We start from the raw sequence: 14,492 nt of genomic DNA on the forward strand, positions 1-14,492 counted from the left end.
GTAGCTTGCTGATAATGATGGTGCCTGCTGCAAGGGCCGGTCCGGTCGAGCTGAGTGCAGAGCAAAAGGATTGGGTCCAGACGCATCCAGTATTACGGGTCGGCGTGGTCGAAGACCTGATGCCCTTCGAATACATCAGCGACGCAGTCATGCGCGGGCGGTCGATAGAGTATTTGCAATTCGTCACGGCCGCGACCGGCCTTCAGTTCACGTTCGTACCTGGAAAAACGCTGGCCGAGCGCGAGAAAATGTTGCTGGAAGGCCAGGTTGACCTGCTGTCGTCTTATTTACGCTTCAGGTCTGAACCCACTACCAAGGGGCTTCGAACGCTTGCCTACGAATCGACCTCACCGGTCATTGTGACGCGTGTCGAGAGCCCCGATGTTTTCGATATTGACCAATTGCATGGTAAGACCGTAGCGATACCCGATGGTACGTATTACCAGCAGATCTTTCGCCGAAAAGGGGTGCAGGCCACTTTCAAAAAAAGCGCTTCAGCCTTGGAGATACTGACCAGCGTTGAAGACGGCAGTGCCGATGCGGCAATCGCGTCAGCCATCTTTCTAACGCCTTATCTGTATCAACGGTTCCAGGGCATTCTGGAAGTATCCGGTGTGCTCGGCAGCCAGGTGCTGGATGTGAGCATGGCGACCCGTACAGACCAGGTCATGCTGTATTCAATACTGGAGAAGGTGTTCGCCTCCATCACCGTCGAGCAACGCAACCGGCTGTATGGGCGCTGGTACCAGGATCTGTACCTGAATGTTCCATCGCTGCCCAGTATCGCCGCCCATTATTTGCATGTGTTGATCCTTGGCGCGCTCGTGCTGGTCAGCCTGTGCGCACTGCTGTATCGAGGCCAGCGTCAACGGCGCCTGGCGGTGCGTAACGAGCAGGAAAAAACCATGTTTCTGGCGGTGATGGGGCATGAAATCCGTTCACCGATGAACGCAGTGCTGGCGGCAATGGAATTGCTCGGGCACACCCGGCTCAACCAGCAGCAGCGCCATTTGGCCCATCTGGCTAACAGTGGTGCCAACGCCTTGGGGCGGCTGCTGGATGATGTTTTGGACAGGCCCGGCTCAATTGCCAAACCGCCAAGGCTGGCTGTCGAGGCAATCGACATTGAGGCATTGGTTCAAGGTGTAGTCGGGCTGCATCGACTGCGCGCGCGGGAAAAACACCTGAGCTTGAACTGTCATATTCAGGCGCAGTTGCCCTTGTTGTTGCTAGACAGCTCCCGGCTCACGCAGATTTTTCATAACTTGCTATCCAACGCCATCAAGTTTACCGACATGGGCGGTATCGACATCGACGTAGCGTTAGCGGTGTCAGCGGACGGCACCGCGCAATTGCAGATTGAGGTTCGCGACAGTGGAGTCGGTATTTCAGACGCAGCGCAGGCCGCCCTGTTTCGTCCTTATGCCCAGGCCCGAGAGTCTTCCCGGCGCACAGGGGGCACCGGGTTGGGCCTGATGATTTGCCGGCAACTGGTGGGTTTGATGCAGGGGACGTTGACGCTGACGAGCGAGCAGGGCTCAGGCACGACAGTGGCTATCCGCTTACCGGTGAGCATCGGCGAGGAGCCACCGGTCTTGATGCCGCAAGCGGCACCCTCAGCCCTGCCAACCGTAAGCGGCCTGCAGATTCTGGTGGTGGAAGATACCTATGCGAACCAGGAGGTTTTGCGTGCGCAGATCAGTGCATTCGGCTGCCAGCCAGTGATCGCTGCCGACGCCGCGCAAGCCTGGCGGCTGTTCAGGGAAGCCGTATACGACCTGGTGCTGATGGACTGTGATTTGCCCGATGAAGACGGTTATGGCCTGGTGCGCAGGTTGCGCGCCCTGGAAATACAACTGGGGCGCACACGCAGCCCGATTATCGCGATCTCTGCCCTGACCGGCGACCGTCATCTTCAACGCTGTATTGAGGCGGGCATGGACGCGACGCTGAGCAAGCCCATACGCCTTGGGCAGCTGTGCGAAGTCATTGAACGCTGGTGCGGGGTCAAGCTGGCCGCCCCCAGTACCAGCTTGATGGCGCCTTTGCTGGATCAAGCCGCAATCAACCGTGAAATGGCCGGTGACCTGGCAAACCTGGTCAAAGCCATCGCCCTGTGCGACCGCGAATCGGCTCAACACGTGGCTCATCGATTGCACGGTGCGGCGTTGATCATGGAGTGGTCGGCACTGGCGCAGGCCGCCGAGTACATGGAGCGTCTGCTGTATGGCGAAACAGAGTGGGGACCGGTGCACGCCCAAGCCCTGCGGCCGTTGTTGCAGCATTGGGCCGCGTTGAGCGGCGATACAGTGCTCGACATACTGCCGGCGACGCGTGCGCAGCGGACGGCGCGCTGATGAGGCGCCTGCTGCTGGTACTGGCATTGGTGTGCCTTCCGGCGTCGGTAGGCGTATACGCCAGTTCGCCACCGATGACGTTGACGCAGCAGGAGGTGGACTGGATCGCTGCCCATCCGGTACTGCGTGTGGGGGTGTTCGAGGACCTGCTGCCATTCGAATACATGAGCGGCGGCCAATTGCGCGGCCTGTCGGCCAAGTACCTGAGGCTGATCGGGTTGCGTACCGGTCTGCATTTCGAGCCGGTGCTGACCACCACGCGCAGTGCGCGCAAGGAGATGCTGATCGGCGGTGAGGTGGACATATTGTCCACTCGACGTCGTTCCGACGACCCGGCCCAGGATCGTGGGATGCTCTACACCGTGCCTTACAACACCAGCTCGACGATCCTCGTCAGTCGTTTTGGCGATCAGCCCCTGGCGAATCTGGAGCAGTTGGCCCATAAACGCTTGGCCATGTTGGGGCGCGAAGTCTATGGCGCCTTCCTGCGTGAAGAGGCCCCAGGGGTCACGCTCATAGCCGCCCAGAACGCGGTCGACATGATGGCGATGGTCAAGGACGGCAAGGCGGACGCCGCTATCGCTTCGGAGTGGTTGTTGATCCCGTATCTTTCCCGCCAGTATCAGGGCGTCTTGCAGATATCCGGCGTGGTGCCGCAACTGCACACCGGTGTCAGCATGGCAGTGCGCGACAGCGATGAGATCCTGCTGTCGATCCTGGAGAAGGCATTGGCCTCCATCACCGGGGATGAGCGCAAGGCGATCTTCGATGCCTGGTTTGCCGACATGAACCTGGATATCCCGACCATCAGGTCCATCGCCGAACATTACGCGGGTGAGTTGTGGCTGTTGCTGGCCATTGTGCTGTTGCTCATTACGCTGGTGTGGCAAAGCCGGGTCCAGCGGCGGCGCGTCGTGCAGCGCGAGCGCGAGAAAGCGATGTTCCTGGCGGTCATGAGCCATGAAGTGCGCTCACCCATGAACGCGGTGCTGGCGGCGGTTGAGCTGCTTGAGCACACGCCACTGGACGAACAACAGCGGCACCTCGCGGACCTGGCCAATACCGGCGCCAATACCTTGCTGCGCTTGGTCGACGATGTGCTGGATATCTCCAAGATGGAGGCCGGGCAATTGCAGCTCAATCTTGAGCCGGTGGATCTGTGGTCATTGCTGCAACAGCAGGTGGATGATTACCGAGTCTATGCCGAGGAAAAGGGGCTGACGTTGACATTGACCGGTCAACGCCCCGTTGCTTCAGCATTGGTTGATGACCAGCGGGTGGCCCAGGTGCTGCGTAACCTGATCTCCAACGCCATCAAGTTCACCGAGCACGGCCGAGTGGAGGTGCAGCTGCTGTTGCCCGACGCACCGCCGGGGGTAACTTCGCAGGCGGTGATTCGCGTGGTCGACACCGGCATTGGGTTGTCCGACCAGGCGCAAGCTACTCTGTTTCGGCCCTATGCCCGCGCCAGGCAATCATTCAAGCGCAGTGGCGGCACCGGTTTGGGGCTGGTGATCTGTCGCCGTTTGGTGAAGTTGATGCACGGTGAGCTGACCTTGAGCAGCGTCCCGGGGAGCGGCACCCAGGTCGAAGTGAGGTTGCCCGTCGAGTGGGCTGGAGCGCTTGAGCCGCCTGTGCGGGCAGCAGATCCTGATGCGGCGTCCAGGGAGGTTTCATTATGGGTGCTGGTGTCGGGAGGCGAATATACCGATCAGCAAGCAGTGCAGGCATTGCTTCAAGATTTTGGCCTGGGCGTACGGCTGGCGGTCGAGGGTGACGAGGCGCTGGCGCTATTCAATCAGCACAGGGTCGATCTGGTGCTGATCGATGAGCATCAGGCGTTCAACCTGAGCGGCCCTATGCGCGACGTGGAGCGCCAACAACAGCGCGGGCATTGTCCAATCATTGCGATGTCGCAGGTAACAGGTAATGACTATCTTGAACGCTGTTTTGAGGCCGGCCTGGACGGCGTGCTGAGCAAGCCGGTGCGTCAGGACAAATTGCAGCAAATGATCGAGCTGTGGTGCGATCAGGTCCTGATACCAGCGGCGCAGGTACACAGCGTCTCAGGGCAGGAGCGGGAAGGGCAGCAAGAAGCGCTGCGCCAGGATCTGAACCGTCTGTTCAGCGCTGTTGCCCTGCGTGATCGCCCGGTTGCCCTGCAGGCGGCGCATCGGCTAAAGGGGGCTGCACAGACGGTAGGCTGGACTGCGATAGCGGCCGGCGCCGAAGGGATCGAGTCGTTGTTGCACGATGAAGTGAACTGGCCAACCGTAGCGGTTGCGGATCAACTCAATCTTATGGCGCAAGACTGGGCTGCGGCCGGTTATTGAATAACGCGTCTTGCCTCGACAGCCTGGTTTTTAGGACCACTCCTATAGACGAAGTAGTGACCCTCTCAACAAATAACATAAGTTGAAGTGCGTAAGTTTTTGCCGAGCGAAACAGACGTTAATTGTTGAAAATATTGAGTGGCTTAGTTGTTTTTAGGAGCACTCCTATATTGGGTGTTGCGCGGACTCCCTACACTTCACTGCGCAACAACACAGAAGTTATCCAGCACCGGAAACTTCTTCACTTACCTGGTATATCGCTCTCTCGGAGTTACTCATGAATTACAAAGCCCGCGTCCTCGCTGCATTGGTCGCCGCAACCGCCACCTCCGCTGCCATGGCTTCGGATGGCACCATCAATTTCAACGGTGAACTGAAGGCCGAGACCTGCCAGGTTGCAGTGAATGGGGCGGCCGGCTCGGCAGGCACCACCGTCACGCTGCCGACTATCTCCACTGCTTCCCTGGCCTCTGCTGGTCAGGTGGCGGGCCAGACCGGTTTCAGCATTCAGTTGAGCAAATGCTCGGCAGCGCTGAAAACCGCGGCTGCATTCTTTGAAGCCGGCGGCTCGGTTGACCCGGCCAGCGGCAACTTGAAGAACATCGGCGGTGGTGCCACCAAGGTCCAACTGCAATTGGTCGACGCATCCAATGGCAAGGCCATCAAAGCCGGTGACACCGCACAAGTGGCGTCCACCAGCCGTATCGACATCGATGCCACCTCACTCAGCGCAGACCTGCCATACGCAGTTCAGTACTATGCCCAGGCCGCGACCACGCCGGGCACCGTTATCAGCAACGTGACTTACTCCATCAATTATCAGTAAGTCGCCGGTAATGAAGGCACGCCCTGTTGTTTATTTAAAGGGCGTGTTTTCGGGGCGGCATTGGGACTAAGTCATGCCTTGCATACTTGCATTTAAACAATTGCTTCTGGCAAGCCTTGTGGCACTTGGGTGTTCCCAGGCGCTGGCAGGTGTAGTGATCACCGGTACCCGCGTGATCTACCCGGCGGACCAGAAAGAAGTCACGGTAAAACTCAATAACAACGGTACTCAACCCGCGTTGATGCAAGCGTGGATTGACACCGGCAGTGTGGAGTCCACCCCCACCAGCTCCAAGGCGCCGTTTCTGCTGTCGCCTCCGGTGGCGCGTATCGACCCGACCAAGGGCCAAAGCCTGCGAGTGCTATTCACGGGGACAGCGCTGCCCCAGGACAAGGAGTCGGTTTTCTGGCTCAACGTGCTGGAAATTCCGCCTAAACCCGAGGCTGGGGAAGACCTGAACACTCTGCAAATGGCCTTCCGTTCGCGGATCAAATTGTTCTATCGCCCGACCGGTCTTGCAGGCACCGCCAGCGAAGCGATCGAGCAGGTGCAATGGCAACTGGTTGCGGCCCGCGATGGCCAGGGCCTTGCCCTGCAAGCGTTCAACCCGTCGGCGTTTCACGTATCGCTGGTCGAGCTGGACCTGGTGGCCGGCGGTCAGCGCGCGCGCAGTGAGGACGGCATGTTGGGCCCGGGTCAAACCCGGCAATTTCCGCTGCCGACTCTTAAAACCCCACCCGCCGCAGGCGCACAGGTGGAGTTCAGCGCAATCAACGATTACGGCGCGCTGATCCCGACTCGGAAAGCACTCAAGCCCTGATCAATTCCTGACGTCTTTACCCGCGAGTCATTTATGCAGACCTCTTCCCGCTCCAGGCCGCCTCTGGGGGCGCAGCCTCGCTTCGCCCTGAATCCGCTCACCCGCTTGATACTCAAGGTACTGGCCGTCACGCCAGGCGCCTGGGGCGTACACGCCGCGATGGCGCAAGAGGTGCAGTTCAACGATGCATTCCTGCCGGAAGACTCACGCAATCTCGACCTCGGCAAATACCAGGCCGGTAACCCGGTGACCCCTGGGCAGTACCGTGCGGACGTTGTGCTCAACGGCCAGTTGAACAGTCGCCAGGACATACGTATCGAGGCCCAGCCTGACGGCAGCAAGCCGGTGGTGTGCATGGACCATGGTTTGCTTGAGCGCCAGGGCGTGAACATCGCCAAACTGTCGCCCGAAGCCAGCCAGGCGCTTGACGGTCCAGGTTGCACGGCATTGAGCAGTTTGATCCAGGGTGCCAGTGCGAACTTTTCCCCGGAGAACCAGGCGCTCGACCTCAGCATCCCCCAGGCGGCCTTGAAGCGAAATTCGCGGGGTTATGTCAGCCCTGAACTGTGGGACCGTGGCGTCACCGCAGGCCTGCTCAGTTACAACTTCAATGCCAATCGCAACCGCACCCGCAGTGGCAACAATGACTCGGCCTTCCTGGGGCTCAATGCCGGCCTCAACCTTGGCGATTGGCGCTTGCGTCACAATGCATCGGTAGGCTGGCAATCGCGCAACGGTAGCCAGTACCAGGCGTTGGACAGCTACGCCCAACGCGATATCACTGCGCTGAAAAGCCAGCTGACTGTGGGTGAGTCCAACACCAGCGGCGAGATCTTCGACACCTTGTCTTATCGCGGCGTGCAGTTGGCCAGTGATGACCGCATGTTGCCCGACTCCATGCGCGGGTATGCGCCGGTTATTCGTGGCATCGCCCGCACCAATGCGCGCGTCACCATTCGCCAGGCCGGCAACGTGCTGCTGGAAACCACGGTCGCCCCCGGCGCCTTCGTGATTGACGACCTGTACTCCACCGGCTACGGGGGCGATCTCAACGTGAGCGTGGCCGAGGCGGACGGTACCGAACAAAACTTTATCGTGCCCTATGCCTCGGTCAGTCAGTTGCTGCGTCCTGGCACGTCACGTTTCAGCGTTACCGCCGGTGAAACCCGCAACAACTTCGTTGACGAGCAGACGCGCCTGCTGCAAGGCACGCTGCAATATGGCCTGAACAACACCTTCACCGGGTTCGGCGGTGTGCAATCGAGCGATCACTACGCGGCTGTCCTCACAGGCTTGGCGTTCGGCACGCCGATCGGCGCCTTGGCGGTGGACGTGACACACGCCCAGACCGACCTGGCTGCCGGTCGGGCGAAGGGGCAGAGCATGCGCCTGTCCTACAGCAAGAACATTCTTAGCACCGGCAGTAACTTTTCGGTGGCGGCCTACCGTTTTTCCACCCGTGACTACCTGGATTTCAGCAATGCCGTGCAGCTGCTCGATGCCGAGAAAAACGGTTGGGACACCAGCCAGTTCGGCCGCCCGCGCAGCCGCTTGTCACTCACCGCCGACCAGAGCTTCGGGCCTTGGGGCCAGGTGTCGATCAGCGGCTATGCCCAGAACTACTGGAACCAGCAGGGCAGCGACGTGCAGTACCAGCTCAGCTACAGCAAGCAGTTCAACCGGGTGAGTTTCAGCGTGAATGCCAACCGCAGCCGCATGGGCCTGGGCGATATGGAAAACAGTTTTCTGCTGACCATGAGCATGCCGCTCGAATTTGGCGGCTCGGGCTATGGGCCGCAAGTCACCGCACAACTGGGCCGTGACACTCGCGGCAATTACAGCGAGCAGGCGGGTATCAGCGGCACTGCCGGCCAGGATCGCCAATATGGCTATGGCGCCACCTTCGGTCATGACGGCGCCAGCAACACCAAGAGTGCCGCCCTCAACGGCCAGTACACCGGCGCCCGCGCCATGCTCAGTGCCGCCCTGGGCCGAGGCGATGGCTATACCAGCGCATCGGTGGGCGCGAGCGGTACGGTAGTGGCCCATGGCGATGGTGTGACCATGACGCCTTACCGCGGCGAAACCATGGCCGTGGTCAGCGCGCCAGGCGCCGAGGGGGCGAAGGTCTCCGGCTACCCGGGCCTGAGGCTCGACGGCAGCGGCAACGCCGTGGTGCCGTACCTGCGCCCGTATGAGTTGAACGAGGTGGCGATCGACCCGATCGGCAGTTCCCTGGACGTTGAGTTGAGCGAAACCAGCCAGCAGACCGCGCCGCGTGCCGGTGCAGTCGTGCACCTCAAATACACCACCAACCAGGGCCGGGCGGTGTTGCTCAATGTGCGCCTGGACGACGGCAGCAGCCTGCCGTTCGGCGCGGGGGTGACCGACGGCGAGGGGGCCACCGTGGGCGTGGTCGGGCAGGGCGGGCAACTGTATGCGCGGATCAAACCCGAGACGCGCCGCTTGCTGGTCAATTGGGGCAGCCGGGCGCAGCAGCAGTGCGCCCTGACGATCCCGCCAGGCCCTGGCGATGGGCAACAGCTGCAACAAGTGGACGCCGTGTGTGCGGCCGGCAAACAGGTCGCTGACAGCGTGCAGCCCAACACCCAGCAAAAGGTAGCGTTATGAACATCGGTTCTTTTATCAAACTGGGGTTGCTGGGCATGGCCTTGTGGGCCTCGGCCGGCACGGCCATGGCGGTCACCTGTTCCTACATGGACGGTGTCCGGCCTGCCGTTGGCTCCATGCCGTTGCAGATCTCGGCGATCACCGTCGGGCGTGATGTGCCGGTGGGCACTGAGGTCTATCGTCAAAGATTCAATATGGCGACAGGCCAGGCGGTCAAGCTTGAGTGCCTTTTCGCGCCGTATCAACAGTGGACCGAACTCACGGTTGAATCCAGCTATGCCCTTGCCAATATGACCACTGGCACCTATGCCAATAAGGTCTACAGAACCAGCGTTCCCGGATTGGGCGTTGCTTTCAATAGCAACGGTGGCCTGCTGCCCAGGCAAAGCGCCAAGGCATGGACCACGTGTACGCCCGGGTGGCGATGCCTCGTGCCGTTTGACGGGCCTTCGAACTTTGAGCTGATCTTGATCAAGATTGGCGAGGTGACGCCGGGTGTGCTGGTGGGCAATACATTGCCGATTGTGAGTCTGTTCGGCAATTTCGGCGACGCCAGAATGAACGGCTTCAGGATGGGCATTTCCGGCAGCATCCAGATTGTTTCGCGAACCTGCAGTACACCGGATGTCTCGGTGCCCATGGGCACACACCTGGTCAATAAATTCACTGGCCTTAACAGCAGCACGGGCTGGACGGATTTTGCCATCGCCTTGAATGACTGCCCGGCGTTCAACGGCATGTTTTCCACTACCGGTCCCGGCTGGATTTCACAAAGCGGTAACTCACCCACCGGCACCGGCACCAGCGGGACCCGCGTCAACAACACACTGCAATACCGCATCGACCCGGCTCGGACGGCCATCAATGCAAGCAACGGCATTCTGAGCCTCGACCCGAGCACGGCCGGCAATGCGCCTGCCGCGACTGGCGTCGGCATTCAGGTCGCCACCAGCAACGGCGTTGCCCTGCCATTGGCGAGCAACCGAAATGCGGGCCTGTCCCTCAGGAGTACCGAAAGCAGTTATTCCATCCCGCTGCGCGCGCGCTACCTGCAAACCGGGGCCAAGGTTACGCCGGGGCCGGCGAATGCGTCGGCAACCTTCACGATCATTTATCAGTGAGTGGTGGGGACATGACCAATAAAGCGCTACGTATTCTGATTGCCGATGGGCAGCACTTCTACCGCTTGAAAATCGAGCGGGCGTTGAACCAGTTGGGCTATTACCGTATCGCGCCGATACACCGGCTGGATGAAGTCCTCAGTGCTGTGGAGTTCGGCGATACGCCGCTGGATGTGCTGATCATCAATGCCGCCCTGGCGCACAGCGTGAAATTCGATTTGCTCTGGTTCATCAGGGACAACCCACAGATTCGTCATGTATTGATCTATGGTCAGGGCGAACGCGCTTCGCCCGCGCTTGCGTGGTGCCATGTGCCCAACGTGCTGATCAGTGCGGCGCCGTTGCCTGATCCGGAGGCGCTGGCGGCGTTTATGGGAAAGGTCAAGTGCAATACGGGTTGGAGTAATCAGGGCAGTGGGTCAAATAATCCATCAGGCGCCCAGCCCATCACTGTTTCAAGGTGACCTGTGTGTTCGTCCCGTTGCTCTCTGAATACGGTAAAACCGTGCTTCTTGTAGAAGTGAAGGCTGGGAACATTCTGCGAATACACGCTCAGTTGAAGTGAGGTTCTGGCTGCCTGCGCGTCCTTGAGCAATTGTGTACCGATACCACTGCCCTGATGCTCAGGCGCGACAAACAGCGCCGCCAGGGTGTCTTCATATACGCAACTGAAGCCCAGCACTTTCCCGTCGGCTTCAAACACACGGGTCACGGCGCTGGGCAGGTAGACCTCGCGCATGGCGCCCAGTTGGTCATGCCAGAAGGGGGGGGCGATAAAGTGGTGGGCCAGGATGGACGCTTGCAGCCAAATATCCAGGACGGGTTCCAGGTCGGCAGGTTGAAAGTGGCGAATCATAGTGCCTCAGTGTTTGAGTGAGCAGGCCGAACCCTGGCGAGACCGGCGCTGCCGCGCTTGAAGGTTCCTGCTGCTGCGATGGTGAGTAGGCGGCGAAAAGTCGGGCATTGTGCGTGGTTGGGGGCAGGGCAGGCGGCCGCATGGCGCAAGCCCCGGCTCATCGCCTGCAGGTGTTTGACCGTGGCATCAATCTCGTCGGCCTTGGCCAGCAGCACCGCTCTATCCACATTGGCCTGGCCATTGGGTGACAGCATGGCGTGTATCTCGTCCAGCGACAGGCCACCCGCCCGCCCGAGGGCGATGACCGCCAACTGCTCAACGACCGCTGCTGCGAAATGACGGCGAGCACCGGGCGGGCTGGTCGATGTAATCAACCCCTTCTTTTCATAAAAACGCAGCGTATGGGCAGCAATGCCCGTGCGTTTGACGACCTCGGTGATATCCATAGACAGACCATTGACTTGAAGTTGACTTCAACTTCTATGATGCCTGCGCAGGTTGAATGGGTCCATGACTAAGAGGTAGGTATGACAGCGCTGGAAGGGGTTGCACAGGTGGTGTTGTTGGGGGCAGGGGCTACCGTGGTGATGGATATGTGGATGCTGCTGATGAAGGTGCTTGGCGTTCCGACCCTGAATTTTGCGTTCGTTGGGCGTTGGGTCGGCCATGCGTGCCGGGGGCGATTTGCGCATTCAAGCATTGGGCAAGCGCTTCCCGTTCGAGGTGAAGTAGCCCTGGGTTGGATCGCGCATTACGTCACCGGAGTGGTGTTCGCGTGGGTGCTGGTGTGGATTGAAGGCGATGCCTGGTTGCTGGCGCCGACCTTTGTACCTGCACTGGCGTGGGGTGTTGTGACAGTGGCCGTTCCGCTGTTTGTGATACAGCCGGCCATGGGGGCCGGGTTTGCATCGTCCAGGACGCCGACGCCAGGCAAGAACCGACTGCGCAGCCTGATCAATCATGGCGTGTTTGGTGTGGGCCTTTACCTGGCGGCGTGGGTGATCGCCTGGGCCTGATGCAGATCAGCGCAGGAATTTGACGTACACGCACTCGGGGTCGTCTTCGTCGAGGTTCTCGATCTGCCCGCTGGGTATGAATCCGGCCTTTGTCATCAATGCCTGGGACGCGCGATTGGAGGCGTTGGTGGAGGCGAACAACTTCGGCGTCTTGCAGGCCGCCTCGGCCGCCGCCAGCAGGCGCAGGGCCACACCCTGGCGCTGGCAGGTCGGTGATACCACCACAAGGGCAATAAAGCCGTGATCGAAAAAGTCGTGGGTGAGCACCAGGTACCCGGCGCACGCGTGGTCGCTGACTGCCACCAGGCATTGCTGGTTAACCACGGCGTCGTGGATAAATACGCGGCGGTGGGCATGGGCAGCCGCGTAGGCGTCCAGTTCAACCAGGGCGTGTACGTCGTCGGGTTGGGCCTGGCGGATCAGCCACTGGGGCGTGGCGGGAGGTAGTTGTGCGTCAGCCATTTCGATCTCTATTCGACTCTACCGAGTGGACGGTTCGTGGTGTCATAGCTTGCGGGTTGTATCCATCCGGTCATGGAGGATACGAATGATTGAAATCCCATACGTAGTGATCCTGAAGTAAATCATGTGCTGCTCAATACTGCGCCGTCGATAGCCACTACGGATTTGGTCACAAGCCGGAGCTGTCTTAGGGTATTGCGCCAAAGACGGTATTCAGCCATGGGCGTCCAGCATCCTCTGTTTGAACGCCGCAGGATCAAAGCGCCGAGGTTCGCCGCTGGCTTCACCTTCAAGCAACGCAGCGCGAATGGCCTCCACTTGCGCGCTACGATCTTGTTCGCGACGAATCAAGTCCCGGATGTACTCGCTGTCATTGGTGTAATGGCCTGCTTCGATTTGTGCTTTTATCCAGCCATCTTGTTGATCCGTCACGGTGATGGTTTTTCGTACAGTGGCCATGATGGGGGCTCCAGAAGAATCTTTGTGTGAACCTATCATACTACTGGTGCGATATTGAGCATCCGAGATGAGTGGTTAAAAGAAGTCGTGTTTGGTATGAGCCGTCCCCGGTGCGTGAGGACATGCGCCTACCCGAATGGCGCAAACCCACGGCAACGGTTATCCGATTTTATGAAAATTGCTCTGAACTATCGCGCTCGGCACGCCCTCGCAACAGTATCCATACACAGGAGGGAATCCGATGAACCACTACCCAACACCACCCTTCAATCCCCAGCAGCAGCCCGTTCCGGGCGACCAGCGCAAGATGGACCCGGTGCCGGATTGCGGTGAGCAAAGCTACAAAGGCTCGGGGCGCCTGGCCAACAAGATTGCGTTGATCACCGGCGCCGACAGCGGTATCGGGCGTGCGGTGGCAATTGCCTTTGCTCGCGAAGGCGCGGACGTCGCGGTGTCGTATCTGGACGAGCATGAGGACGCCAAGGAGACCGCTCGCTGGGTCGAAGCGGCAGGGCGCCAGTGCCTGTTGCTGCCCGGCGACCTGGGCGACGCGGCGCAGTGCACGGCGATCGTCAATGACACCGTCGAGAAATTCGGCCGTATCGATGTGCTGGTCAATAACGCTGCATTCCAGATGACCTATAAGTCTCTGGAGGACATTCCCGACGAGGATTGGGTGAAAACCTTCAACGTCAATATCACGGCGATGTTTCGCATCTGCAAGGCAGCGTTGCCGCATATGGCGCAAGGCAGTTCGATCATCAACACCTCGTCGGTCAATTCCGATATGCCCAACCCGACCCTGTTGCCCTATGCGGCCACCAAGGGTGCCATTGCCAACTTCACCGCCGGCCTGGCGCAGATGCTGGGCGAGCGTGGCATTCGGGTGAACAGCGTAGCGCCGGGGCCGATCTGGACGCCGTTGATCGTGTCGACCATGCCCGAGGAGTCGGTGAAGCATTTCGGTGGCAACACGCCACTGGGCCGCCCAGGCCAGCCGGTGGAAGTGGCGCCCATCTATGTGTTGCTGGCGTCGGATGAAGGCAGTTACATCTCTGGCGAGCGCTATGGCGTGACGGGGGGCAAGCCGATTCTTTGAACAGGCACATAACCCTGATTCAAGCAGCTCTAAAATGTGGGAGGGGGCTTGCCCCCGATAGCCATGGGTATCTACACAACTTTTGTAGCCACTGCCGACGCTAACCACGATGCGAAGCGAGTCGCTCTTGATCTTGCTCTTGATCTGCTTTTGATCTGAGGCGCCCCGTTAAACCACGCTGGCCGGAATTCGACAGGGATTTGGGGGGTAAACCGGCAGGGATGCCGGTTTAGCCGCCCCGCGCCATGGATGGCGCGTGGCGGCGGCCCCCCAAATCCATGGCGGATTACGGGCACACCGAGCCTAAGCGAGGTGCCGAGTGGTGGGGCAAGAGCCCTTTGGTTACTTTGGGGCTCTTTTCCAAAGTGACCCGCTGTAAAAGCGGAACCAATAGCAGCCGTGACTCAAATAACGGATATGTACTCGGTCAAAGTCCAGCATCCTGGTCGGCTCTTAGGCCGCCATCGGGGCAAGCCCCCCTCCCACAGGTCCGGCGTCACACCAAAGGTGTG

At 60.0% G+C, this 14,492-nt stretch carries 13 protein-coding genes and 1 pseudogene; 9 read left to right on the forward strand and 5 right to left on the reverse strand.

Translation table 11 applies throughout. From position 1 onward, the window contains the following. Positions 1 to 14 precede the first annotated feature (14 nt). From FW800_RS18425 to FW800_RS18455, 7 genes are all read left to right on the forward strand, one after another. Positions 15 to 2,357 carry an ATP-binding protein gene (locus FW800_RS18425; RefSeq protein ID WP_242462657.1) on the forward strand — a complete coding sequence of 781 codons (2,343 nt, stop codon included), beginning with the start codon at positions 15 to 17 and terminating at the stop codon, positions 2,355 to 2,357. Next, a complete protein-coding gene (locus FW800_RS18430) occupies positions 2,357 to 4,690 on the forward strand; it encodes an ATP-binding protein (protein WP_078821001.1) in 2,334 nt (777 codons plus the stop codon). The genes FW800_RS18425 and FW800_RS18430 overlap by 1 nt, the downstream gene beginning before the upstream one ends. Before the next feature lie 277 nt (positions 4,691 to 4,967). Then, positions 4,968 to 5,516, forward strand: a complete 549-nt coding sequence (locus FW800_RS18435) for a fimbrial protein (RefSeq protein ID WP_078821002.1) — start codon at positions 4,968 to 4,970, stop codon at positions 5,514 to 5,516. Between the two features lie 73 nt (positions 5,517 to 5,589). After that, positions 5,590 to 6,336 (forward strand): fimbrial biogenesis chaperone, encoded by a 747-nt coding sequence (locus FW800_RS18440; RefSeq protein ID WP_446438187.1) that lies wholly within the window; start codon positions 5,590 to 5,592, stop codon positions 6,334 to 6,336. A gap of 33 nt (positions 6,337 to 6,369) precedes the next feature. Continuing rightward, on the forward strand, positions 6,370 to 8,967 hold the full coding sequence (locus tag FW800_RS18445) for a fimbria/pilus outer membrane usher protein (protein WP_194440461.1): 2,598 nt from the start codon (positions 6,370 to 6,372) through the stop codon (positions 8,965 to 8,967). Beyond that, complete coding sequence (locus tag FW800_RS18450; protein WP_194440462.1) at positions 8,964 to 10,088, forward strand: fimbrial protein; 1,125 nt, start codon at positions 8,964 to 8,966, stop codon at positions 10,086 to 10,088. Before FW800_RS18445 ends, FW800_RS18450 begins: the two co-directional genes overlap by 4 nt. A gap of 11 nt (positions 10,089 to 10,099) precedes the next feature. Then, the gene (locus FW800_RS18455; protein WP_446438188.1) at positions 10,100 to 10,552 is read left to right on the forward strand and encodes a response regulator; all 453 of its coding nucleotides are present in this window, start codon (positions 10,100 to 10,102) and stop codon (positions 10,550 to 10,552) included. On the opposite strand, the gene FW800_RS18460 is transcribed toward FW800_RS18455, so the two are convergent. Both FW800_RS18460 and FW800_RS18465 read right to left on the reverse strand, forming a co-directional pair. Next, a complete protein-coding gene (locus FW800_RS18460) occupies positions 10,495 to 10,944 on the reverse strand; it encodes an N-acetyltransferase (RefSeq protein ID WP_078821006.1) in 450 nt (149 codons plus the stop codon). The two genes, FW800_RS18455 and FW800_RS18460, sit on opposite strands and share 58 nt — an antisense overlap. Further along, positions 10,941 to 11,390, reverse strand: a complete 450-nt coding sequence (locus FW800_RS18465; protein WP_078821007.1) for a helix-turn-helix domain-containing protein — start codon at positions 11,388 to 11,390, stop codon at positions 10,941 to 10,943. The genes FW800_RS18460 and FW800_RS18465 overlap by 4 nt, the downstream gene beginning before the upstream one ends. An 81-nt stretch (positions 11,391 to 11,471) precedes the next feature. Here FW800_RS18465 and FW800_RS18470 point away from each other — a divergent pair, with 81 nt between their 5' ends. Continuing rightward, positions 11,472 to 11,960, forward strand: a complete 489-nt coding sequence (locus tag FW800_RS18470) for a DUF2938 domain-containing protein (protein ID WP_078821008.1) — start codon at positions 11,472 to 11,474, stop codon at positions 11,958 to 11,960. 6 nt (positions 11,961 to 11,966) lie between these two features. On the opposite strand, the gene FW800_RS18475 is transcribed toward FW800_RS18470, so the two are convergent. From FW800_RS18475 to FW800_RS18485, 3 genes and pseudogenes are all read right to left on the reverse strand, one after another. Beyond that, positions 11,967 to 12,422 carry a GNAT family N-acetyltransferase gene (locus tag FW800_RS18475; protein ID WP_078821009.1) on the reverse strand — a complete coding sequence of 152 codons (456 nt, stop codon included), beginning with the start codon at positions 12,420 to 12,422 and terminating at the stop codon, positions 11,967 to 11,969. Positions 12,423 to 12,464: 42 nt separating this feature from the next. Continuing rightward, positions 12,465 to 12,626 (reverse strand): annotated as a pseudogene (locus FW800_RS18480) (type II toxin-antitoxin system RelE/ParE family toxin); the annotation flags it as partial. Between the two features lie 9 nt (positions 12,627 to 12,635). After that, positions 12,636 to 12,881: a type II toxin-antitoxin system ParD family antitoxin gene (locus FW800_RS18485; RefSeq protein WP_078821010.1), complete on the reverse strand. Its 246-nt coding sequence runs from the start codon at positions 12,879 to 12,881 to the stop codon at positions 12,636 to 12,638. A 241-nt stretch (positions 12,882 to 13,122) separates the two neighbouring features. Between FW800_RS18485 and FW800_RS18490 the strand changes: the two genes are divergently transcribed. Then, positions 13,123 to 13,980 (forward strand): SDR family oxidoreductase, encoded by an 858-nt coding sequence (locus FW800_RS18490; protein WP_032876588.1) that lies wholly within the window; start codon positions 13,123 to 13,125, stop codon positions 13,978 to 13,980. Positions 13,981 to 14,492: the final 512 nt, after the last annotated feature.

The organism is Pseudomonas sp. 910_23, assembly GCF_052850795.1.